This window comes from Streptomyces sp. NBC_00376 (assembly GCF_036077095.1).
Classification (GTDB): domain Bacteria; phylum Actinomycetota; class Actinomycetes; order Streptomycetales; family Streptomycetaceae; genus Streptomyces.
In genome coordinates this window covers 4855959-4877150 of sequence record NZ_CP107960.1, presented here as the reverse complement: position 1 = coordinate 4877150, position 21192 = coordinate 4855959, and the positions used below count along the sequence as shown (strand labels likewise).

Here is a 21192-nt window from a genome sequence, read left to right as displayed (position 1 = left end):
ATGGCCGAGACCCACGTCCTGTTCGTCGAGGACGACGACGTCATCCGCGAAGCCACCCAGCTGGCGCTGGAGCGCGACGGCTTCGTGGTCACCGCGATGCCCGACGGTCTGTCGGGCCTGGAGGCGTTCCGGGCCGACCGCCCGGACATCGCCCTGCTCGACGTGATGGTGCCGGGGCTCGACGGGGTCAGCCTCTGCCGCCGGATCCGCGACGAGTCGACGGTGCCCGTGATCATGCTGTCGGCCCGCGCGGACTCGATCGACGTGGTGCTCGGCCTGGAGGCCGGCGCGGACGACTACGTCACCAAGCCCTTCGACGGGGCGGTGCTGGTCGCCCGGATCCGTGCCGTGCTGCGCCGCTTCGGCCATGCCACGGGCGGGCAGACGGTCGGGGATCCGGAGCCGCAGCAGGTCGGCGGGGTGCTGGTCTTCGGCGATCTGGAGGTCGACACGGAGGGCATGGCGGTCCACCGCGCCGGCGAGCAGGTGGCGCTGACCCCGACCGAGATGCGGCTGCTGCTGGAGTTCTCCGCGGCGCCCGGCACGGTGCTCTCCCGGGACAAGCTCCTGGAGCGCGTCTGGGACTACGGATGGGGCGGTGACACCCGGGTCGTGGATGTCCATGTGCAGCGGCTGCGCACCAAGATCGGCCAGGACCGGATCGAGACGGTCCGCGGCTTCGGCTACAAACTCAGGCCATGAAGCGGCCCGCCCTGCGGACGGGAGTCCGCTGGAAGATCAGCATCGCGATCGCGGCGGTCGGCGCGCTGACCGCGGTCGCGCTCAGCTTCGTCGTCCACAACGCCGCCCAGGTCTCGATGCTGGAGAACGCCCGCGAGGTCCAGCTGGAGCGGCTGACGTACGCGCAGCTGCTGTACGAGGCGACGAAGACGAAGAAGGCCGACCCCCGGTTCGGCGCCAAGCTCAACGACCCGACGATGCCGCACAGCCTGCGCGCGGAGACCAGCCGGAACCGGCGCGCCACCCATGTCGAGGTGTCCGCCAAGGGGGTACCCGATGTGTGGGCGGCCGTGCCGGTCGGCAAGGGCGACGTGCTCTCGCTGCACACCCGGTTCGCGGGCCGCAACTCCACGATCATGCGCGATCTCGACCGGGCGCTGATCATCGGCTCGGTCTCGGTGGTGTTCGGCGGCTGTGCGCTTGGTGTGCTGATCGGCGGCCAGCTGTCGCGCCGGCTGCGCAAGGCGGCGGCCGCGGCGGGCCGGGTCGCGCAGGGCAATACGGAGGTACGGGTCAGGGAGGCCGTGGGCGGTGTCGTCCGGGACGAGACCGATGAGCTGGCCGGTGCGGTGGACGCACTGACGGACGCGTTGAACGCGCGGATCGAGGCGGAGCGCCGGGTCACCGCGGACATCGCGCACGAGCTGCGTACGCCGGTGACCGGTCTGCTGACGGCGGCCGAGCTGCTGCCGCCGGGCCGCCCCACCGAGCTGGTACGGGACCGGGCGCAGGCGATGCGCACGCTCGTCGAGGACGTGCTGGAGGTGGCCCGGCTGGACAGTGCCTCGGAGCGGGCCGAGCTCCAGGAGATCGCGCTGGGCGAGTTCGTCAGCCGGCGGATCGCGTCGCTGGACCCGGATGTGCGGGTGCGGGTCGTCCACGAGTCCTGGGTCAACACCGATCCGCGCCGGCTGGAGCGCATCCTCGGCAATCTGCTGGGCAACGCCGCCAAGCACGGCTCCACTCCGGTGGAGGTCACGGTCGAGGGCCGGGTGGTACGGATCCGCGACCACGGTTCCGGGTTCCCGGCGGCGCTGCTGCGGGAGGGGCCGAGCCGGTTCCGTACCGGAAGCAGTGACCGGGCCGGGCGCGGGCACGGGCTCGGGCTGACCATCGCCGCCGGTCAGGCGCGGGTCCTCGGGGCCCGGCTGACCTTCCGCAACGCGGCGCCGGAAGGGGCGGCGCGGGGCACGGGCGGGGCGATCGCGGTGCTGTGGCTGCCCGAGCACGCGCCGACCAACACCGGCAGCTTCCCGCTCCTCCCGGTGTCCGAGCAGCGCGGCCCGGACGACGAGGCGGCGCGGACCGCGCGGGGCGCGGAGTCCGGCGGCTGAGCTCTGTTCCGGATACGAAGGAGGCTCCCGGGGCACGCCCCGGGAGCCTCCTTCGTACACCGCTCGGGCTCAGACGGCCTCGGCCTGCTTGGTGGCCGGGCCCGCCCCGCGCAGCGGCACCTCCTTGACGAAGACCGAGGCGAACAGGGCGGCCAGCGCGACCACGGCGCCCACCAGGAACGCGATGTGCGTACCGGACGACACCGCGAACTGGTACGCCTCACGCGCCGCCTCCGGCAGCTTCGCCAGGCTCGCCGCGTCCAGCTGCGCGGACTTCGCGGTGGCCGCCCCGCCGCCGCGGGCGACCATCTCGTCCTGCACCCGGCCGGTGAACAGCGCGCCCATGATCGCGACGCCGAAGGAGCTGCCGAGCGTACGGAAGAGGGTCGTCGCGGAGGAGGCGACGCCCATGTCCTTCATCTCGACGCTGTTCTGCGCGACGAGCATCGTGATCTGCATCAGGAAGCCCATGCCCGCGCCGAGCACCGCCATGTAGACGCCGGAGGTGAACCGTGTGGTGTCGACGTCCATCCGCGAGAGCAGGAAGAGACCGGTCACCATCAGCACGGAGCCCACCACGGGGAAGACCTTGTACTTGCCGGTGCTGGTGGTGACCCGGCCCGCGACCAGCGAGACGACCATCATCGACAGCAGCATCGGCAGGAGCAGCAGACCCGAGTTGGTCGCCGAGGCGCCCTGGACGGACTGCTGGTACAGCGGCAGGAAGAGCACCGCGCCGAACATCACGAAGCCCGACATGAAGCCGACCACGGACATCAGGGTGAAGTTGCGGTTGCGGAAGATGTGCAGCGGAATGATCGGTTCTGCTGCCTTGGTCTCGACGAAGAGGAAGCCGACGAGCGAGGCGACACCGATCGCGGAGAGCTCCATGATCGTGGCGGAGTCCCAGTCGTACTCCGTACCGCCCCAGGTGGTCACCAGCACGATCGCGGTGATGCCGAGGGTCAGCAGCCCCGCGCCGAGGTAGTCGACCCTGGCCCGTGCGCCCTCCCGCTTCGGCAGGTGCAGCACGACGGTGACCATGGCGAGGGCGACCGCGCCCAGCGGCAGGTTGATGTAGAAGCTCCAGCGCCAGCCGAGGTGGTCGGTGATGGTGCCGCCGACCAGCGGTCCGCCGATCATGGCGATGGCCATGACACCGGCCATCATCCCCTGGTACTTGCCACGCTCGCGGGGCGGGACCAGGTCACCGATGATCGCCATGACGCCGACCATCAGGCCGCCCGCGCCGAGCCCCTGGACCGCCCGGAAGCCGATCAGCTGGCCCATGTCCTGGGCCATTCCGCTCAGCACCGAGCCGATCAGGAAGATCACGATGGACGTGAGGAAGATGCCCTTGCGCCCGTACATGTCGCCGAGCTTGCCCCAGATGGGGGTGGAGGCCGCGGTGGCCAGGGTGTACGCGGTGACGACCCAGGACAGATGCTCCAGGCCGCCGAGGTCACCGACGATGGTCGGCATGGCCGTACCGACGATCAGGTTGTCCAGCATGGCCAGCAGCATCGTGATCATCAGGGCGAGCATCACCACCCGGACGCTGCGCTGCTGCGTCTGCGGTATCCCGGCCGGACGGTCGGCGACGGCCGCCTTCCCGCCAGCCGCCTTCTTCAGATCGGACATTGGTCCCCACTCCCCTGATCCCCTGTTGGTCCCCTGTGCGGCCAGGCACTTACTTGCCGCCCGGCTAGTAACTACACTGGGGAAAGTAGACCCCCAACTAGCCGGGCGTCAAGTAAGTTTCCAGCAAAGGAGAGCTCATGGGGAGCACGCCGCAGCAGCGCCGTGGCAACACGCGCCAGCGCATTCAGGACGTCGCTCTGGAGCTCTTCGCCGAACAGGGCTACGAGAAGACCTCGCTCCGCGAGATCTCCGAGCGTCTGGACGTCACCAAGGCCGCGCTGTACTACCACTTCAAGACCAAGGAAGACATCCTGGTCAGCATCTTCGAGGACCTCAACCGCCCGGTCGAGGAGCTGCTCGCCTGGGGCAAGGAGCAGCCGCGCACGCTGGAGACGAAGAAGGAGCTCCTGCGCCGCTACAGCGAGGCCCTGACCGCCGCCGCCCCGCTGTTCCGCTTCATGCAGGAGAACCAGGCGGCCGTACGGGACCTGAGCATCGGGGTGACCATCAAGGAGCGCGTCGTCGCCCTGGTCGATCTGCTCCAGGAACCCGGCGCCCCGCTGACCGACCAGGTGCGCTGCTTCACCGCGCTCTTCGCGACGCACGCGGGCATGTTCGCCCTCAAGGACCTCGAAGGCGACCCCGAGGAGAAGCGCAAGGCCGTCCTCGAAGTCGCCTTCGAACTGATCACCCGGGCACACGGCCAGGAGGAGACCGCGGAGTAGCGGAACCGTCTCGGTCTCGGCCGTCCCGGCCGCAACCCGTCCGGGGCGCTGCCGCCCCGGTCTCTGCCGCCCCGGCCGTAACCGTCGCGGTCGGGTCAGACCGTGACGCCCTTCTTGTGCAGGAAGCCGACCGGGTTGACCGCGGAGCCGTAGTCGGCGGTGTGCCGGATCTCGAAGTGCAGGTGCGGGCCGCTGGAGTTGCCGGTGTTGCCGGAGAGCGCGATGGTCTCGCCCGTCTTCACGGCCTCGCCGATCCGCACCTGGATCTGCGACAGGTGGGCGTACTGCGAGTACGTACCGTTGGCGTGCTTGATCACGACGGCGTTGCCGTACGCGGGACCGTCGCCGCCGCCGTTGGGGCCGGCCTTCACGACGGTGCCGCTGTGCGCGGCCTCGACCTTGGTGCCGATCGGCACGGCGAAGTCCTGGCCGGAGTGCTTGTGGGCCCAGCGGCTGCCGTCGTTGCCGAAGCTCGCGCTCAGCTCGTAGCGGCTGACCGGGGTCTCCCAGCCGTGCGCCTTCTTCAGCGCGGCCTTCTTCGCCGCGGCGGCCTTCTTGGCCGCCGCCGCCTTCTTGGCGGCGGCCTGCTCGGCGACCTTGCCCTGCACGGCGGCCTGCTCGGCGACCGATTCGGCCGTGCCGCGGTCGATCAGCTTCACGGAGTCCGGGGCACCCGCCGAGCCGGCCGCGAACGCAGCGCCCACACCGAGAACCATCGACGTCCCCAGGCCGGCTGCCACCACGGCGCCACGGACACGGGACACGGACGGGCGGCGGGAGTGCTGGAACGAAACGCGCTTCGACATAAGCGGAGAACCTCCGGAGATGACTGGACCCGGCGCTCCGGCCGGGCTGGCCATTCCTTGGTAACCCGCACCCCGGCCGTTGCTCAAACACCCCATCTACGAACAAAAGCCGTATCCGACACCCCGGGAATTCACCGCCACAGGCTTGAAACGAGACGCGCCAGAACCCGGCAAAACTCTGGTTCCGGACAGGTTTAACCCCAGTTCCAAACCGCTCGAAACGGACAGATCGCAACGATTCAGCCCTCCGTTCATCCGACCCCGAACGCCCCCTCCACCACAGGGCCGAAGGCCCCCGCCGCGAGCACGGCGCCCCCTCCTACCGCCCCTAGTAGGCCCGAAACGGGCTGTGCGCCTTGTCACCGCCGGTGGGCCCGAAGGCTGTCCGTTTCGGGACCTTCGGCCTGCGCGCTGACTAGGCTGATACGACGACCACGAGGCCGACTCCGGGGGACACGCCATGGCCAGTGACGCCGCAGGCACCAGCGACATGGACGGCATCGAGCTCGCCGATGCCGTCGAGTCGATCCGCAACCAGCTCATCGACGCCGCGGGCCGCGCCACCGGCCGCCCCGTGGCCTTCGAGGTCGGCGACATCCAGATGGAGTTCACCCTCGAACTCCGCAAGGAGATCAAGGGCGGGAGCAAGGTCAAGGCCTGGGTGGTCGAGGCGGGCACCGACGCCTCCCGTGCGACCGGCCGCACGCACAAGGTCGCATTCACCCTGAAACCGCGCGACGCCACGACCGGCGGACCCTGGCAGATCGGCAACGACGACCGGGGCAGCACGGCCCACTTCGGCGGCGGAACGGCACAGCCGTGAGCACCGCGCCGCCCACCGCACCCGCGGCACGCACGGTCGTCGTCCTCGGCGCCGGATCCGTCCAGGGCAGCGGCGCCCTGCTCACCCACCGGCTCGTGCTGACCTGCGCCCATGTGGTCAAGGGCGGCAGCCAGGCCACCGTCGCCCACCCGGAGCGGGCGGACCACGCCACCGCGACGATCGCCTGGATCGACCACGACCTCGACGCCGCCCTCCTGCTGGCCCACACCCCGATCGCCCCCGTCACTCCCGTGCGGCTCGGCATCCTCCACTCCGAGCACGCGGTCCCCGGATGCGAGATCACCGGCTTCCCCGACATCCAGCGGTACGGCCCCGAGGGGCATCTGGAGACCGACCAGTACACGGCCACCGCCCTGCCGATGGCCGGACAGCTGCGCGGGCTGCTGGTCTGCGAGCTGGACGGCCCGCCGCCTCCCGGCGACGACTCGGAGCCCCCGTCACTGCGCGGTATGTCCGGCGGTCCGGTCTTCGCCGGGAACGTCCTCATCGGCATCGCCCGGCAGATCCCCCGGCAGCGCGGCGGCCGGCGCGTGGAGTGCGTACCGCTCGCCCCGCTCATCCGCTCGCACCCGTTCGAACTGGTCTACCGGCAGACCGCCACGGCGCTGCGCCACGAGCGGGTCCATGGCCGCTTCCCCAGGGACGCGCGGTACGAGGAGGAGTACGCGGCGGCGCTCGGGGCCGCGTACCGCCGCACGAAGATCTTCGGCCTCGACGAGCTGGGCCGACGCGACTCCGAGTGGGACCTGGACACCGCGTACCTGAGCCTGGAGGCCCAGCAGAACGCCGGGGAAGCGGGTCCACCGCCGCAGCGGATCGACGCACTGCTCCCCGACCGCCCCCGGGTCCTGCTGCGCGGCGACGCGGGCGCCGGCAAGACCACGCTGCTGTGGTGGCTGGCCGCCCACGCCTCGGCCGGCACGCTGGGCCCGCAGCTGGCCCCGCTCAACGGCCTGGTCCCGTTCGTCGTGCCGCTGCGCACCCTGCGCGCCCAGGGCGGTACGTTCCCCGCCCCCGCCCAGCTGCCGGACGCGGCCCGGCTGGTGATCGACACGGCCCCCGAGGGCTGGGTCGGCCGGGTGCTGGAGTCCGGCCGGGCGCTGCTGCTGGTCGACGGCCTGGACGAGGTCCCGCGCGACGACCGCGAGCAGGCCCACGAGTGGCTGTCCCGCCTCCTGGACCGCTACCCGGACATCCGCTGCGTGGCCACGGTGCGCCCGCTGGCCGTCGAGCCGGGCTGGCTGAGGTCCCAGGACTTCGAGGAGCTGCGGCTGCTGCCGATGCGGGACGGGGACATCGAGGCCTTCGTCGCCGCCTGGCACCGGGCCGCCCGGCTGGACGACGACGACCACGAGACGCTCGGCATGCTGGAACGGGACCTGATCCAGCAGTTCGCCCAGAACCGGACCCTGCGCAACCTGGCCCGTACGCCACTGCTCTGCGCGGTGATCTGCGCCCTGCACCGCCGCCGCCAGGGCATCCTGCCGGAGACCCGCTGGAGCCTGTACGACTCGGCGCTCACCATGCTGCTCGGCGACCGCGACAAGCAGCGCAGGATCGAGGCCCCCGAGGGCATCACGATGAGCGTGGAGGAGCAGGCCCAGCTGCTCCAGCGCATCGCGATCTGGCTGGTGCGGGGCGGCCAGTCGGAGCTCCACCGCTCAGCGGCACTGCACCAGCTGGAACGCGCCCTGCCGGGCATGGAACGGCTGCGCGCCCAGGGCTCGGCCGAGGAGATCCTGACGCATCTGCTGAACCGCAGCGGCGTCCTCCAGGAACGTACCGACGACGTCTACCAGTTCGCCCACCGCACCTTCCAGGACTTCCTCGCCGCGAAGGAGTTCGTCGAGGGCGACCAGCTGAACGAACTGCTCGGCCGGGCGGGCACACAGAACTGGTACGACGTCATCCGGCTGTCGGCCGGCCACTGCGGGCGCCGCGAACACCCCGTACTGGTCAATGGGCTGCTGGACGCGCAGCCCGGCCCCGGCGACACCGTCACCCGCAACGAGATCGTCGCCCTGGCCGCGCTCTGCGCACAGCACGCGACCTGGCTGGACGAGACGACACGGGACAGGGTCCGCTCGGCCGTCGGGGCGCTGTTCCCGCCGAGGAACGACAAGGACGTACGGCTGCTCGCCCACCTCGGTCCGGCCGCTCTGGAGTTCCTGCCCGACCCGGCCCACGCGCCCACCAAGGAGCAGGCCCGCCCCTGCGTCGACCTGATCAACGAGATCGGCGGGGCGGAGGCCGTACCGCACGCCCGCCGCTGGGCACTCGCACACCCCGAGCTCAGCTACCTGTTCAGGGTGGACTGGGACAGGTACCCGGTGGAGAAGTACGCCCGGCAGGTCCTCGCCCGGCTGGATCACCACACCCTGAACATCGACTCCCCGGAGAAGCTGGCAGCGCTGCGCCACCTGCCGGCCGCCGCGGACCTGCAGATCATCGGGTGCTTCGGCTCGGCCGAACTCCACGCCGCTCTGCGCGACAGGCCCTGGAACGATCTGATCTTCCGGCAGAACCCCTGCATGACGGACCTGTCGTTCCTGGCGGACTGCGCCGAGAGACTCAAGACCCTGTCCCTGACCATCTGTCCGGCCGTACGGGACCTCGGCCCGCTCACCGGACTCCATGCGCTGAAGATGGTCTCGCTGGACATGAGCCACATCCCCGACAACGCGCTGGCCGCCACGGCTTCGAGGGAACTGAGCCGCCTTCGGCTCAGTCACGTGACGGCGAAGCGGCTGACCCTGTTGCCCACCCACCCCGAACTGCGCTCCCTGGCCATCGACGGGACGGGCTCGCTGGAGATCGACTCGCTCGACGGCTGGACGCGCCTGCAGCAGCTCGAACTGGAAACCCTCACGCCGGTCCGGCCACTGCTCGCCGCTCTCCGGAGGGCGCCACAGGTGACCCACGTCGCCCTGATCCTGGCGTCCCTGACGGAGTTCGGCGACGAGCAGCCCGTTCCTTCCGTCAGGGATCTGCTGCTCCGCCCCGGCGCCGACGCGCTCGGGCTCGAAATGATCCCCCGGGTCTTCCCCGCGCTGGAGTGGCTGGTGCTCACTCCGCCCCTGCATGCCAGGCACATCGACCTGTCCCCGTTGCAGGCGATGCCCGAGTGCCGGGTGACCGTCACGGGTCACGCGGCGATCAGGGGCGGCGAAGGCCTCGACGTAAGCCGCTGACCACACGCCGAAAGGGGCTGCCCCGGACCGTTTCGCACGGTTCCGGGGCAGCCCCTTCTACTTCTGCTCAGGCGCTCGGGGGCGTCCTCACACGTCCTTCGACATGTTCGGGCCCGCGCCGCCTGCCGCCTGCTCGATCGGGGGGACGTCGGGCAGTGCCGACTTCTCCTCGCCGCGGAAGGTGAAGGTCTTCTCCTCACCCTCGCCCTCGGTGCCGACGACCACGATGTGACCGGGGCGCAGCTCACCGAAGAGGATCTTCTCGGAGAGGATGTCCTCGATCTCGCGCTGGATCGTCCGGCGCAGCGGCCGGGCGCCCATCACGGGGTCGTAGCCCTTCTTGGCGAGGAGCGTCTTGGCGTCACCGCTGAGCTCGATGCCCATGTCGCGGTCCTTCAGACGCTCGTCCACCTTGGCGATCATCAGGTCGACGATCTGGATGATGTCTTCCTGGCTGAGCTGGTGGAAGACGACCGTGTCGTCGACACGGTTGAGGAACTCGGGCCGGAAGTGCTGCTTGAGCTCCTCGTTGACCTTGTTCTTCATCCGCTCGTAGCCGGTCTTGACGTCGCCCTGGGCGGCGAAGCCCAGGTTGAAGCCCTTCGAGATGTCCCGCGTCCCGAGGTTGGTCGTCATGATGATGACCGTGTTCTTGAAGTCCACGACCCGGCCCTGGGAGTCGGTCAGGCGACCGTCTTCCAGAATCTGGAGCAGGGAATTGAAGATATCGGGGTGGGCCTTCTCGACCTCGTCGAAGAGGACGACGGAGAACGGCTTGCGGCGCACCTTCTCGGTGAGCTGACCGCCCTCTTCGTAACCCACGTAACCGGGGGGAGAACCGAAGAGACGGGAAACCGTGTGCTTCTCGCTGAACTCCGACATGTCGAGGGAAATCAGCGCGTCCTCGTCGCCGAAGAGGAATTCGGCGAGCGTCTTGGAGAGCTCCGTCTTACCGACACCGGACGGGCCGGCGAAGATGAACGAGCCACCGGGGCGCTTCGGGTCCTTCAGACCGGCTCGCGTACGGCGGATCGCCTGCGAGAGGGCCTTGATGGCGTCCTTCTGCCCGATGACGCGCTTGTGGAGCTCGTCCTCCATGCGCAGCAGGCGGGAGGACTCCTCCTCCGTCAGCTTGAAGACCGGGATGCCGGTCGCGGTGGCCAGGACCTCGGCGATGAGCTCGCCGTCGACCTCGGCCACGACGTCCATGTCGCCGGCCTTCCACTCCTTCTCGCGCTTGGTCTTCGCGGCGAGGAGCTGCTTCTCCTTGTCGCGCAGGGACGCGGCCTTCTCGAAGTCCTGCGAGTCGATCGCGGACTCCTTGTCGCGGCGGACGCCCGCGATCTTCTCGTCGAACTCGCGGAGGTCCGGCGGCGCGGTCATCCGGCGGATGCGCATCCGGGATCCGGCCTCGTCGATCAGGTCGATCGCCTTGTCCGGCAGGAAGCGGTCCGAGATGTACCGGTCGGCCAGCGTCGCGGCCTGGACCAGCGCCTCGTCCGTGATGGAGACGCGATGGTGGGCCTCGTAGCGGTCGCGCAGCCCCTTGAGGATCTCGATGGTGTGCGGCAGCGACGGCTCCGCGACCTGGATGGGCTGGAAGCGGCGCTCCAGCGCGGCGTCCTTCTCCAGGTGCTTGCGGTACTCGTCGAGCGTCGTGGCACCGATGGTCTGGAGCTCACCGCGGGCCAGCATCGGCTTGAGGATGCTGGCGGCGTCGATCGCGCCCTCGGCGGCACCCGCACCCACGAGGGTGTGGAGCTCGTCGATGAACAGGATGATGTCGCCGCGGGTACGGATCTCCTTGAGGACCTTCTTCAGGCGCTCCTCGAAGTCACCGCGGTAACGGGAGCCGGCGACCAGCGCGCCGAGGTCCAGGGTGTAGAGGTGCTTGTCCTTGAGGGTCTCGGGCACCTCGCCCTTGACGATGGCCTGCGCCAGTCCCTCGACGACCGCCGTCTTTCCGACGCCGGGCTCGCCGATGAGAACCGGGTTGTTCTTGGTACGGCGGGAAAGCACCTGCATGACCCGCTCGATCTCCTTCTCGCGCCCGATGACCGGGTCGAGCTTGGATTCGCGAGCGGCCTGGGTGAGATTCCGGCCGAACTGGTCGAGCACCAGGGACGTGGAGGGCGTGCCTTCCGCGGGGCCGCCCGCCGTCGCCGCCTCCTTGCTGCCCGAGTAGCCGGAGAGCAGCTGGATGACCTGCTGCCGCACCCGGTTCAGGTCGGCGCCGAGCTTCACGAGGACCTGGGCGGCGACGCCCTCGCCCTCGCGGATCAGGCCGAGCAGGATGTGCTCGGTGCCGATGTAGTTGTGGCCGAGCTGAAGGGCCTCGCGGAGCGACAGCTCCAGGACCTTCTTGGCCCGGGGCGTGAAGGGGATGTGCCCCGACGGGGCCTGCTGGCCCTGGCCGATGATCTCCTCCACCTGCTGGCGGACCGCCTCGAGCGAAATCCCGAGGCTCTCCAGGGCCTTAGCGGCGACACCCTCACCCTCGTGGATAAGGCCCAGGAGGATGTGCTCGGTGCCGATGTAGTTGTGGTTGAGCATCCGGGCTTCTTCCTGAGCCAGGACGACAACCCGCCGCGCGCGGTCGGTGAACCTCTCGAACATCGTTAATCGCTCCTCAGAGCGGTCAGGCAGTAAGGGGTCGGTCCCCTCCCTGTCCTTCCGCAGCTTAGTCCCGCAAGCGGGGACCGCTCATTCCAACTGCCGACACCGTCCTTGGCCTCCTGCCCCGAACGCTGACAACTTCTCCAACCCGATGGTGCGAGACGATGTTCCCGCAGGCCAGGCAGATACCCCTTTCGCCAGTACGCCGACGGCGAACGTGAGACGCCAGAACCTGCGTGTCGCCCCTCCCCACTAGGGATGTCTTACCCGCAATTACAGACAGTCCATGCAGCGCGCGCCGGTTCCCTCCGCTACGGGCGAACATATTGGCGCTCGCGAATACGCCCCTACGCCCCCATCCCGGACACATTGCGCATCCACTCGCGGACTCTGCGTAACCCCGGGGACGTCCGGGCCGTTCTTCCGGGCATGGTCATCACCGTCCCGCCTCCCGCGCCATCGGTCACCGGCGAGCGGGAGAGCGGCGACTGCGCCCGCTGGGCGCAGTGGTACGAACGCGAGCTCGGCTGGGCGACGGCCGGCACCGCGCCGGTGCGGTTGCTGACCGGGCTGCGGTTCGACGTGCTCCAGGTTCCCGCGGCCGCCGGTCACGCGGCGCTGCGGCGGCTGGACCGCACCGGGCCCGTGGCGCTGTCGGGTGCGCGGATGAGCCTGCTGGTCGCGGTGGGGAGCGCGGACGAGCTGCCCGGACTGCTCGACTGGCTGGAGTGGGGAGGCGTCGCCCTCCCACTGACCGCCATCGGCGTGGGCGGCCGGATCACCGCGCCGGTACCGCCGGGGCGGATGGCGGGCCGGCCGGGGACCGCTGCATGGCTGCGGCCCCCCGGGCTACGGCACGAGGAAGGGTCGGAGCTCCCGGCCCTCACCGGCCTCGGGAGCAGGGGTGGGGGTGCTCCCGATCTCGTACGGCTGGTGGACGCGGTGGCGACGGAATGCCACCGGGCCCGGTTGATGCGTGCCCGAACGGGGCCGTCGACGGGTGGGTCGACAGCTCAGCCGTTGGCCTTCTCGTAAGCTTCGCGGATCTCCGCGGGCACACGGCCACGGTCATTCACATTGTGGCCGTTCTCGCGGGCCCACTTACGGATCTCGGCGGTGTCCTTGTTGCCACCCGTAACGGCGCGGCCCTTGCCACGGCCGGACGCCGCGCGGCCACCCGTACGCCGGCCACCCTTGGTGTACGGCTCAAGAAGACCACGGAGCTTGTCCGCGTTGCTCGTCGTGAGGTCAATCTCGTACGTCTTGCCATCGAGAGCGAACGTGACCGTCTCGTCCGCCTCGCCGCCGTCGAGGTCATCGACAAGAAGGACCTGAACCTTCTGTGCCACTGGATTCCCTTTCATCGAAAATGCAGTACGCGGAAAGGAAACCGCTTTTCCCCGGAAAACACAAACCCCCGGGAGAGGTTCAGGATCGCGGGAAGACGGGAAACGTGCGCGATTCGGACATAGGGTTCCGGCTTCTTGTGGCGGTCGCAGATGGCGCTCACAGATGCAGAAGCATCCGGCTGTTGCCCAAGGTGTTCGGCTTCACTCGTTCGAGACCCAGGAACTCTGCCACGCCCTCGTCATAGGAACGCAGCAGCTCGCTGTAGACATCTCCGTCGACCGGTGTCTCTCCGATCTCCACGAAGCCGTGCTTCGCGAAGAAGTCGACTTCGAAGGTGAGACAGAAAACCCGTCGCACACCCAGCCATCGGGCGGTCTGCAGCAACTTGTCCAGCACTTGATGTCCGACTCCGGCGCCCCTGATGCTGTGGTCGACGGCGAGAGTACGCACTTCGGCGAGGTCTTCCCACATCACGTGCAGTGCGCCGCAGCCGATGACGCGGGCGTCCTCGTCGCGTTCCGCGATCCAGAACTCCTGGATGTCCTCGTAAAGCGTGACGGTCGCTTTGTCGAGCAGGATGCCTTCACGTACGTACCCGTCGAGGAGACGGCGGACCGATGCCACATCGCTGGTCCTGGCACGTCGGACCGTGATGGCCGTGTTTATGGCCGGCGGTTCTGTACGGGAATCGGCTTGCGGAAGCTCTGAGGACATACCCCGACGCTATCGCCCGGCCTCCGGGCCCGTCCCATCGGCCGGATCTCCTGCCGCTTCACCGGCCTCTTCATCGACCTCTTCACCGGCCGCCGCTTCGGCCCGTTCGCCGGCGGGTTCGCCGGACTGCGGCTCGGGGGTTCCGGAGAGGGTGGGCTGAACGATCCGCATGGCGTCCTTGAGCGCTTCGCGCTGCTCGGCGGACATCATGCCGAAGAAGGCGACAAGAGCAGCCGCGGGGTTGTCACTGCGCGACCATGCTTCGTTCATCAGTGCGGCCGAGTAGGCGGCGCGGGTGGAGACCGCCGTATATCTATATGCGCGGCCGTCGACTTCCCTGCGCACCCAGCCCTTCTGATGGAGATTGTCCATTACCGTCATGACGGTGGTGTAGGCGATGGAGCGTTCCCGCTGAAGGTCCTCAAGGACTTCCCGCACGGTTACCGGACGGTTCCATTGCCAGACCCGTGTCATCACGGCGTCTTCCAGATCTCCCAATTGGCGGGGCACAATGTCACTTTAGTGCCAGATGCCTGAAATGACCGGTTTATTGGCGCGAAAAGGGCGCACAGCTCCAGCGGAGTCGTGCGCCCTTCGTGTGCTGCGGGGTGGCGGGGTCAGGCGCCGTCGGCCCGCGGAGCCTGCTGGACGGACTCGGCGCGGCCGATCGCCAGGTCCACGGCCGCATCCTCCTTGGCCTTGTTGGGACCGCCCTGACTCTTGACGATCGTCACGACGAGGCCGATGAAGAAGGCGGCCATCACCACGGGGGGCAGGAGCGCGGATACGTAGTCCATGCCGTCCAGAGTAACGAGACCGGTACGGGCTTCCGCGCCGCCCCTCCCGAGAGGCCCTATCCCGCGGCGCGTTGCTGCGGCGGCGGGACCGGACGGCGGCGGGGCGGGAAGACCTCCGAGGGCTTCGGCGCGGGGCGCCCGGCCGGCCGGGTGGGCCGGGCGGGTTCCGCCGGGGCCTTGGGCCGTTCGGGTTCCGCTTCGGCGGCGGCCCGGCCGCCGGGCAGGGCGAGGAGCCGGCTGCGCGGCGCGGGGGCCTTCGCCGACACGGCGCGTCCGGCGAGGCGGGCCCGTACCGACCGCTCCGCGAGCACCTGGCAGCGCTCCAGGAGCGCCGCGGCCACCGGCCTGTGGCGCAGGGCTCGCAGCGCGGCGAGGTCGTCGGGGCCGGGGTCGTATCCGCCCGCCAGGGCGTCCTGGAGCAGCTCCAGGTAGCCGCTGACGGAGCCGGGGAGGGCGTTGCGGTAGCGGACGAGGTCGGCGAGGAGGAACGTGCGCAGCCGTCCCGCCTCGCCGACCGCCTCGTCCACGGCACCGGCCAGCCGCAGACAGTCCTGGACGTCCTCGTCCGGCAGGGGCATGGGGTGGAGGGCGATGGCGAGGGCACGTCGGAGCACCCGCAGCTCGTCCGCGCTGAACGCCATGCCGCCGCGTGATCCGTATGGCGTGGGCATAGCGCGACAATACGTGCTAAATGGACAATATCGGCTTAGCTGGCCGTCGGCGGCGCGGCGGCGGCGCACCGCCACCGCGAGCCGTTCCCGCAGGTACGGCCGGTATCCGCTACATCCGGGACACGTTCCGCTCGTACACCAGACGCAGGCCGATGAGGGTGAGCCAGGGCTCGTGCTCGTCGATGACGGAGGACTCGCCCAACACCATCGGCGCAAGGCCGCCCGTCGCGATGACGGTGACGTCCTCCGGGTCGGCCGCCAGCTCCTTCTTCATCCGCGCCACGACGCCGTCGACCTGGCCGGCGAAGCCGTAGATGATGCCCGACTGCATCGCCTCGACCGTGTTCTTGCCGATCACGCTGCGCGGCCTGGCCAGCTCGATCTTGCGGAGCTGGGCGCCCTTGACGCCGAGCGCCTCGACGGAGATCTCGATGCCGGGGGCGATGACACCGCCGGTGTACTCGCCCCGGGCGGAGACCGCGTCGAAGGTGGTGGCCGTGCCGAAGTCGACGACGATCGCCGGACCGCCGTACAGGTCGACGGCGGCGACCGCGTTGATGATGCGGTCCGCCCCGACCTCCTTCGGGTTGTCCATCAGGATCGGCACCCCGGTCTTGATGCCCGGCTCGACGAGTACGGCGGGGACGTCGCCGTAGTAGCGGCGGGTCACCTCGCGCAGCTCGTGCAGGACGGCCGGGACCGTGGAGCAGATCGCGATGCCCTCGATGCCGTCGCCCAGCTCCATGCCGAGCAGCGGGTGCATGCCCATCAGGCCCTGGAGCAGCACGGCGAGCTCGTCGGCGGTGCGGCGGGCGTCGGTGGAGATCCGCCAGTGCTCGACGATCTCCTCGCCGTCGAACAGGCCGAGGACGGTGTGGGTGTTGCCGACGTCGATGGTGAGCAGCATCAGACGCCGGCCCCGTCGGTGTCGCGGAAGTCCAGGCCGATGTCGAGGATCGGCGAGGAGTGGGTGAGCGCGCCGACGGCCAGGTAGTCGACGCCTGCCTCGGCGTAGGCGCGGGCGGTGTCCAGGGTGAGCCGGCCGGAGGACTCCAGGACCGCGCGGCCGCCGGTCAGGGCGACCGCCTCGGCGGTCTGGAGCGGGGTGAAGTTGTCCAGCAGGATCAGGTCGGCACCCGCGTCGAGCACCTCGCGGACCTGCTGGAGGGTGTCGACCTCGACCTCGATCGGTACGTCCGGGAACTCGTCCCGTACCCGCTTGAAGGCCTCGGCCACGCCGCCCGCCGCGATGACGTGGTTGTCCTTGACCAGCGCCGCGTCCGACAGCGACATCCGGTGGTTGACGCCGCCGCCGCAGCGCACCGCGTACTTCTCCATGGCGCGCAGGCCCGGGGTGGTCTTGCGGGTGTCGCGGACCTTGGCCTTGGTGCCTTCGAGGACATCGGCCCAGGCGCGGGTGGCGGTCGCGATGCCGGAGAGCCGGCACAGCAGGTTGAGCGCGCTGCGCTCGCCGGTGAGCAGGTCGCGGGTGCGGGTGGTGACGGTCAGCAGCTTCTGGCCGGGGGCGACCCGGTCGCCGTCCTCGACGTGGCGCTCGACCGCGAACTCTTCCGTGCAGACGATGGACAGGACGGCCTCGGCGATGCGCAGACCGGCCACGACGCCCGCCTCACGGGCAGTGAAGTCGCCGGTGGCCACGGCGTCCTCGGCGACGGTCGCGACGGTGGTGACGTCCACCCCGCCGTCCAGGTCCTCCTCGATGGCGACGTGCGCGACGTCCTCGACCTGGACCGGGTCCAGGCCCACGTCGGCGAGGAGCTGGGCGAGGGCGGGGTCGAGGCCGCACTCCAGCGCGTCGAACTCGTCGCCTCCGCAGCCGCAGCCGTCCCCGCAGCCGTCCGCGGACGGTGCGGGCGCCCCGATCCGGACCAGCGGTACGTCCACAGGTGTGGGGCGCGGATTCTCTTCGGGCGTGCTCACGGTTACGGCTCCTCGGTGACATCGGCGGGGTGGGTGGGGGGTGCTGCTGCGCAGTCTGGTCCCTGCGCGGGGCGTACGGGCCCGAATGCCTCGGTCTCCGTCCGACGGAGGACCGGGACGCGCTCCGGCGTGAGCCGGACGACGAGGTGGCGGCGCCAGTTCTCGTCGTCGCGCTCGGGCCGGTCCTCGCGCCAGTGGCAGCCGCGGGTCTCCTCGCGCTGCCGGGCGGCGGCGACCAGGACGCGCGAGACGAGCAGCAGGTTGGTGACCTCCCACGCCTCGACGCCGGGCACCACGACCTTGGGCTCGTCCGCCTCCACGGCCAGGGCGGCGCTGTTGTGGAGGGCCTCCAGCTCTTCGGCGGCGGCGGCCAGGCTCTCGGCGGAGCGCAGCACTCCGGCGCCCCGGGTCATGATGCGCTGGATCGTGGACCGGGCCTCCGGCGCGATCAGCGGGGAGGGCGCGTGGCCGTCTCCGGTCTCCGCGGGGCCCGCGGCGGGCCGGTCCTCGACGATGTCCGCCGCGATGCGCTCGGCGAAGACGAGGCCCTCCAGGAGGGAGTTGGACGCCAGCCGGTTCGCGCCGTGCACGCCGGTGCAGGCGACCTCGCCGCAGGCGTACAGGCCGGGCACCGTGGTACGTCCCCGCAGGTCGGTGCGGATGCCGCCGGAGGCGTAGTGCGCGGCGGGGGCGACCGGGATCGGTTCGGTGACCGGGTCGATGCCGTGGGCGCGGCAGGCCGCCAGGATCGTCGGGAAGCGCTGCTCCCACATCTCGGCGCCGAAGTGGCGGGCGTCGAGATACATGTGCTCGGTGCCGAGCAGCTCCATCCGGCGGGTGATGGCCTTGGCGACGATGTCGCGCGGGGCCAGCTCCGCCAGCTCGTGCTGTCCGAGCATGAAGCGGGTGCCGGACGCGTCGACGAGATGGGCGCCCTCACCCCGTACCGCCTCCGAGACCAGCGGCTGCTGGCCCTCGGAGCCGGCGCCGAGGAAGAGGACCGTCGGGTGGAACTGGACGAACTCCAGGTCGGAGACCTCGGCGCCGGCCCGCAGCGCCAGCGCCACGCCGTCGCCGGTGGAGACCGCAGGGTTGGTGGTGGCCGAGAAGACCTGCCCCATGCCGCCGGTGGCGAGGACCACCGCGGGTGCGCGGACCGCTCCGACGCCGTCGTGCTGGCCCTCGCCCATGACGTGCAGCGTGACGCCCGCGGTACGGCCCTCGGCGTCGGTGAGGAGGTCCAGTACGAGCGCGTTCTCCACGGTGTGCAGGGCGGCCTCGCGGACCGCCTCGACCAGGGTGCGGGAGATCTCGGCACCCGTGGCGTCGCCGCCCGCGTGGGCGATGCGGCGGCGGTGGTGGCCGCCCTCACGGGTCAGCGCGATGTCGCCGCTCTCCGTGGTGTCGAAGTGGGCGCCGGTACCGATCAGCCGGCGCACCGCGTCCGGGCCCTCGGTGACCAGCATCCGGACCGCCGCCTCGTCGCACAGACCGGCGCCCGCGACCAGGGTGTCGTCCAGGTGCTGCTCGGGGGTGTCGCCCTCGCCGAGGGCGGCCGCGATGCCGCCCTGCGCCCAGCGGGTGGAGCCGTCGTCCAGGCGGGCCTTGGTGACGACGACGGTGGCGAGGCCCTCGGCCGCGCAGCGCAGCGCGGTGGTGAGACCGGCCACGCCGGAGCCGACCACCACGACGTCGGCGTCGAGGGACCAGCCGGGGGCGGGGGCGGTCAGCCGTATTCCGGTCACGTGGTGGCTCCGAAGGTCAGCGGGATGTTGTCGATGAGCCGGGTCCTGCCGACCCGCGCGGCAACGGCGAGGATCGCCTCACCGGTGGTGCGGTCGTCGGGGATCTCGGTGAAGTCGGCCGGGTCCACGAGCGCCAGGTAGTCCAGGGCGAGCGGGGGCTGCGCGGCCGCCGCGTCGTCGAGGATCAGGAGTGCGGCCGCCCGTACCGCGGAGGGGCCGTCGACCGGGCGGGCCAGGGCCACCGCCTGGGTGTCGGCGGCGGCGCGGGCCTCGCCGAGCGCGGTGAGCGCGGCGGCCCGGCCGGTGGTGGCCGAGGTGGTCTGGGCACGGGCGTGCAGCGCCTGCTGGGCGGCGAGCCGGTCGCGGGCGGCGAACAGGGCCCGGGACAGGGCGAGGGCGGTGTGCCGTTCCTCCGCGTCCAGGAAGCGGTTGCGGCTGGAGAGCGCGAGGCCGTCCGGTTCGCGGACCGTCTCCACGCCGGCGATCTTCACGGGGAAGTTCAGATCGCGCACCATGCGGCGGATCAGCGCCAGCTGCTGGGCGTCCTTCTGCCCGAAGAACGCGACGTCGGGGCGGGTGAGGTGGAGGAGCTTGGCGACGACGGTGAGCATGCCGTCGAAGTGTCCGGGGCGCGAGGCCCCTTCGAGCCGCTCGCCCATGGGCCCCGCGGAGATCCGGACCTGCGGCTCGCCGCCGGGGTAGACCTCGTCGACGGACGGCGCGAAGACCGCGTCCGCCCCGGCGGCGCCCGCCACGGCGAGGTCGGCGTCGAGGGTGCGGGGGTAGCGGTCCAGGTCGGCGGCCTCGCCGAACTGGAGCGGGTTGACGAAGACGGTGACGACCACCTGGCCGTCGGGGCCCGCCGCCGCGCGTGCGGCGCGGACCAGGGTGGCGTGGCCCTCGTGCAGGGCGCCCATGGTCATGACGACGGCCCGCACGCCCCTGCGCGGGGCGAACGCGCCGAGCTCGGCCGCGGTACGGAGCAGGGCGGCCGCGGGCGCGTGGGCTGCGGCGGGTGTCTGCGCCGCGGCGGGCGTCCTCGGCGCGGTGGGGCGGGGGGTGCCGGGCGTGCCGGTCGTGTCGGTCATCGGGGCTCCTGTGATCCGGTGCCGTCCGTGGTGCCGGGGCCGGTGCCGTCGGCCAGGACCCCGAGGAGGTCCTCGGCCAGCTCCGGCTTGAGCATGCCGTGGGCGAGCGCGCGGTCGGCGGTGGCGCGGGCCATCGCCACGTATCCGGCCACGGCCTGCGGGGCGTGCCTGCGCAGCTCGCCGATGTGCGCGGCGACCGTACCGGCGTCGCCGCGGGCCACCGGGCCGGTCAGCGCGGCGTCGCCGGAGCGCAGGGCGTTGTCGAGCGCGGCGCCGAGGAGGGGGCCGAGCATCCGGTCGGGGGCGGTGACCCCGGCCGTGCGCAGCAGCTCCATCGACTGGGCGACCAGGGTGACCAGGTGGTTCGCGCCGAGGGCGAGCGCCGCGTGGTACAGCGGGCGGGACTCCTCCGCGATCCATTCGGGCTCGCCGCCCATCTCGATGACCAGCGCCTCGGCCGCGAGCCGCAGCTCCTCGGGAGCGGTCACGCCGAAGGAGCAGCCGGCCAGCCGCTGGACGTCGACGGAGGTGCCGGTGAACGTCATCGCCGGGTGCAGCGCGAGCGGCAGGGCGCCGGCCCGCAGCGCCGGGTCCAGGACGCCGGTCCCGTACCGCCCCGAGGTGTGGACGATCAGCTGTCCCGGCCGCACCGCGCCGGTCTCGGCGAGGCCCTCGACCAGGCCGGGCAGGGCGTCGTCGGGGACGGTCAGCAGCACCAGCTCGGCGCGCGCGAGGACCTCGGCGGGCGGCACCAGCGGTACGTCGGGCAGCAGTGCGGCCGCCCTGCGCACGGAGGCGTCGGAGACGCCGGACACTGCGACCGGCCGGTGCCCGGCGAGCTGGAGCGACGCGGCCAGAGCGGGGCCGACACGGCCCGCGCCCACGACGCCGACCGTGAGGCGGGCGGGGCGGTCCCTGGCTTCGAGGGGGTCATTGGGGGCTGTTGCATTCACGCGGCGGTGGCCTTCCGTTCCAGTCCGCGGGGGGT

Annotated in this window: 19 protein-coding genes; 6 read left to right on the top strand and 13 right to left on the bottom strand. The window is 71.0% G+C overall.

Going from position 1 to position 21192, the window contains the following annotated elements:
* Positions 1 to 702, top strand: a complete 702-nt coding sequence (cseB, locus tag OG842_RS22060) for a two-component system response regulator CseB (RefSeq protein ID WP_266731929.1) — start codon at positions 1 to 3, stop codon at positions 700 to 702.
* Positions 699 to 2075 (top strand): two-component system sensor histidine kinase CseC, encoded by a 1377-nt coding sequence (cseC, locus tag OG842_RS22055; RefSeq protein ID WP_266731927.1) that lies wholly within the window; start codon positions 699 to 701, stop codon positions 2073 to 2075. Before cseB ends, cseC begins: the two co-directional genes overlap by 4 nt.
* Positions 2076 to 2144: 69 nt before the next feature.
* Here the strand turns inward: cseC and OG842_RS22050 are convergent, their stop codons facing one another.
* Complete coding sequence (locus OG842_RS22050) at positions 2145 to 3716, bottom strand: MDR family MFS transporter (RefSeq protein ID WP_266731925.1); 1572 nt, start codon at positions 3714 to 3716, stop codon at positions 2145 to 2147.
* A 137-nt stretch (positions 3717 to 3853) separates the two neighbouring features.
* Between OG842_RS22050 and OG842_RS22045 the strand changes: the two genes are divergently transcribed.
* Positions 3854 to 4441 (top strand): TetR/AcrR family transcriptional regulator, encoded by a 588-nt coding sequence (locus OG842_RS22045; protein WP_266731923.1) that lies wholly within the window; start codon positions 3854 to 3856, stop codon positions 4439 to 4441.
* 95 nt (positions 4442 to 4536) lie between these two features.
* Here the strand turns inward: OG842_RS22045 and OG842_RS22040 are convergent, their stop codons facing one another.
* Entirely contained in the window at positions 4537 to 5247 is a 711-nt protein-coding gene (locus OG842_RS22040) for a M23 family metallopeptidase (protein WP_328512444.1), read from the bottom strand.
* Positions 5248 to 5707: 460 nt separating this feature from the next.
* On the opposite strand from OG842_RS22040, the gene OG842_RS22035 reads away from it, so the two are divergent.
* Positions 5708 to 6070 carry a trypco2 family protein gene (locus OG842_RS22035; RefSeq protein ID WP_266731920.1) on the top strand — a complete coding sequence of 121 codons (363 nt, stop codon included), beginning with the start codon at positions 5708 to 5710 and terminating at the stop codon, positions 6068 to 6070.
* Positions 6067 to 9282, top strand: a complete 3216-nt coding sequence (locus OG842_RS22030) for a serine protease (RefSeq protein ID WP_266731918.1) — start codon at positions 6067 to 6069, stop codon at positions 9280 to 9282. Before OG842_RS22035 ends, OG842_RS22030 begins: the two co-directional genes overlap by 4 nt.
* Before the next feature lie 87 nt (positions 9283 to 9369).
* On the opposite strand, the gene OG842_RS22025 is transcribed toward OG842_RS22030, so the two are convergent.
* Positions 9370 to 11898 (bottom strand): ATP-dependent Clp protease ATP-binding subunit, encoded by a 2529-nt coding sequence (locus OG842_RS22025; RefSeq protein WP_266492539.1) that lies wholly within the window; start codon positions 11896 to 11898, stop codon positions 9370 to 9372.
* 429 nt (positions 11899 to 12327) lie between these two features.
* Here OG842_RS22025 and OG842_RS22020 point away from each other — a divergent pair, with 429 nt between their 5' ends.
* The gene (locus OG842_RS22020) at positions 12328 to 12933 is read left to right on the top strand and encodes an SCO3374 family protein (protein ID WP_266731917.1); all 606 of its coding nucleotides are present in this window, start codon (positions 12328 to 12330) and stop codon (positions 12931 to 12933) included.
* On the opposite strand, the gene OG842_RS22015 is transcribed toward OG842_RS22020, so the two are convergent.
* The 10 genes from OG842_RS22015 to OG842_RS21970 form a co-directional block, all read right to left on the bottom strand.
* Complete coding sequence (locus OG842_RS22015) at positions 12912 to 13247, bottom strand: histone-like nucleoid-structuring protein Lsr2 (RefSeq protein WP_072487060.1); 336 nt, start codon at positions 13245 to 13247, stop codon at positions 12912 to 12914. The genes OG842_RS22020 and OG842_RS22015 overlap by 22 nt on opposite strands.
* 157 nt (positions 13248 to 13404) lie before the next feature.
* Complete coding sequence (locus OG842_RS22010) at positions 13405 to 13962, bottom strand: amino-acid N-acetyltransferase (protein WP_266731915.1); 558 nt, start codon at positions 13960 to 13962, stop codon at positions 13405 to 13407.
* A 9-nt stretch (positions 13963 to 13971) separates the two neighbouring features.
* Positions 13972 to 14472 carry a BlaI/MecI/CopY family transcriptional regulator gene (locus OG842_RS22005; protein ID WP_266731914.1) on the bottom strand — a complete coding sequence of 167 codons (501 nt, stop codon included), beginning with the start codon at positions 14470 to 14472 and terminating at the stop codon, positions 13972 to 13974.
* 107 nt (positions 14473 to 14579) lie between these two features.
* Positions 14580 to 14759: a hypothetical protein gene (locus OG842_RS22000; RefSeq protein WP_266731912.1), complete on the bottom strand. Its 180-nt coding sequence runs from the start codon at positions 14757 to 14759 to the stop codon at positions 14580 to 14582.
* A gap of 56 nt (positions 14760 to 14815) precedes the next feature.
* Complete coding sequence (locus tag OG842_RS21995; protein WP_266733740.1) at positions 14816 to 15400, bottom strand: hypothetical protein; 585 nt, start codon at positions 15398 to 15400, stop codon at positions 14816 to 14818.
* 139 nt (positions 15401 to 15539) lie between these two features.
* Complete coding sequence (locus tag OG842_RS21990; protein ID WP_266731910.1) at positions 15540 to 16337, bottom strand: type III pantothenate kinase; 798 nt, start codon at positions 16335 to 16337, stop codon at positions 15540 to 15542.
* Complete coding sequence (gene nadC / locus OG842_RS21985; RefSeq protein WP_266731908.1) at positions 16337 to 17371, bottom strand: carboxylating nicotinate-nucleotide diphosphorylase; 1035 nt, start codon at positions 17369 to 17371, stop codon at positions 16337 to 16339. Before nadC ends, OG842_RS21990 begins: the two co-directional genes overlap by 1 nt.
* Before the next feature lie 2 nt (positions 17372 to 17373).
* Positions 17374 to 19116 carry an L-aspartate oxidase gene (locus OG842_RS21980; RefSeq protein WP_266731906.1) on the bottom strand — a complete coding sequence of 581 codons (1743 nt, stop codon included), beginning with the start codon at positions 19114 to 19116 and terminating at the stop codon, positions 17374 to 17376.
* Entirely contained in the window at positions 19113 to 20204 is a 1092-nt protein-coding gene (gene panC / locus OG842_RS21975; protein ID WP_266731905.1) for a pantoate--beta-alanine ligase, read from the bottom strand. The genes OG842_RS21980 and panC overlap by 4 nt, the downstream gene beginning before the upstream one ends.
* Entirely contained in the window at positions 20201 to 21157 is a 957-nt protein-coding gene (locus OG842_RS21970; RefSeq protein WP_266731904.1) for a Rossmann-like and DUF2520 domain-containing protein, read from the bottom strand. The genes panC and OG842_RS21970 overlap by 4 nt, the downstream gene beginning before the upstream one ends.
* Positions 21158 to 21192 lie beyond the last annotated feature (35 nt).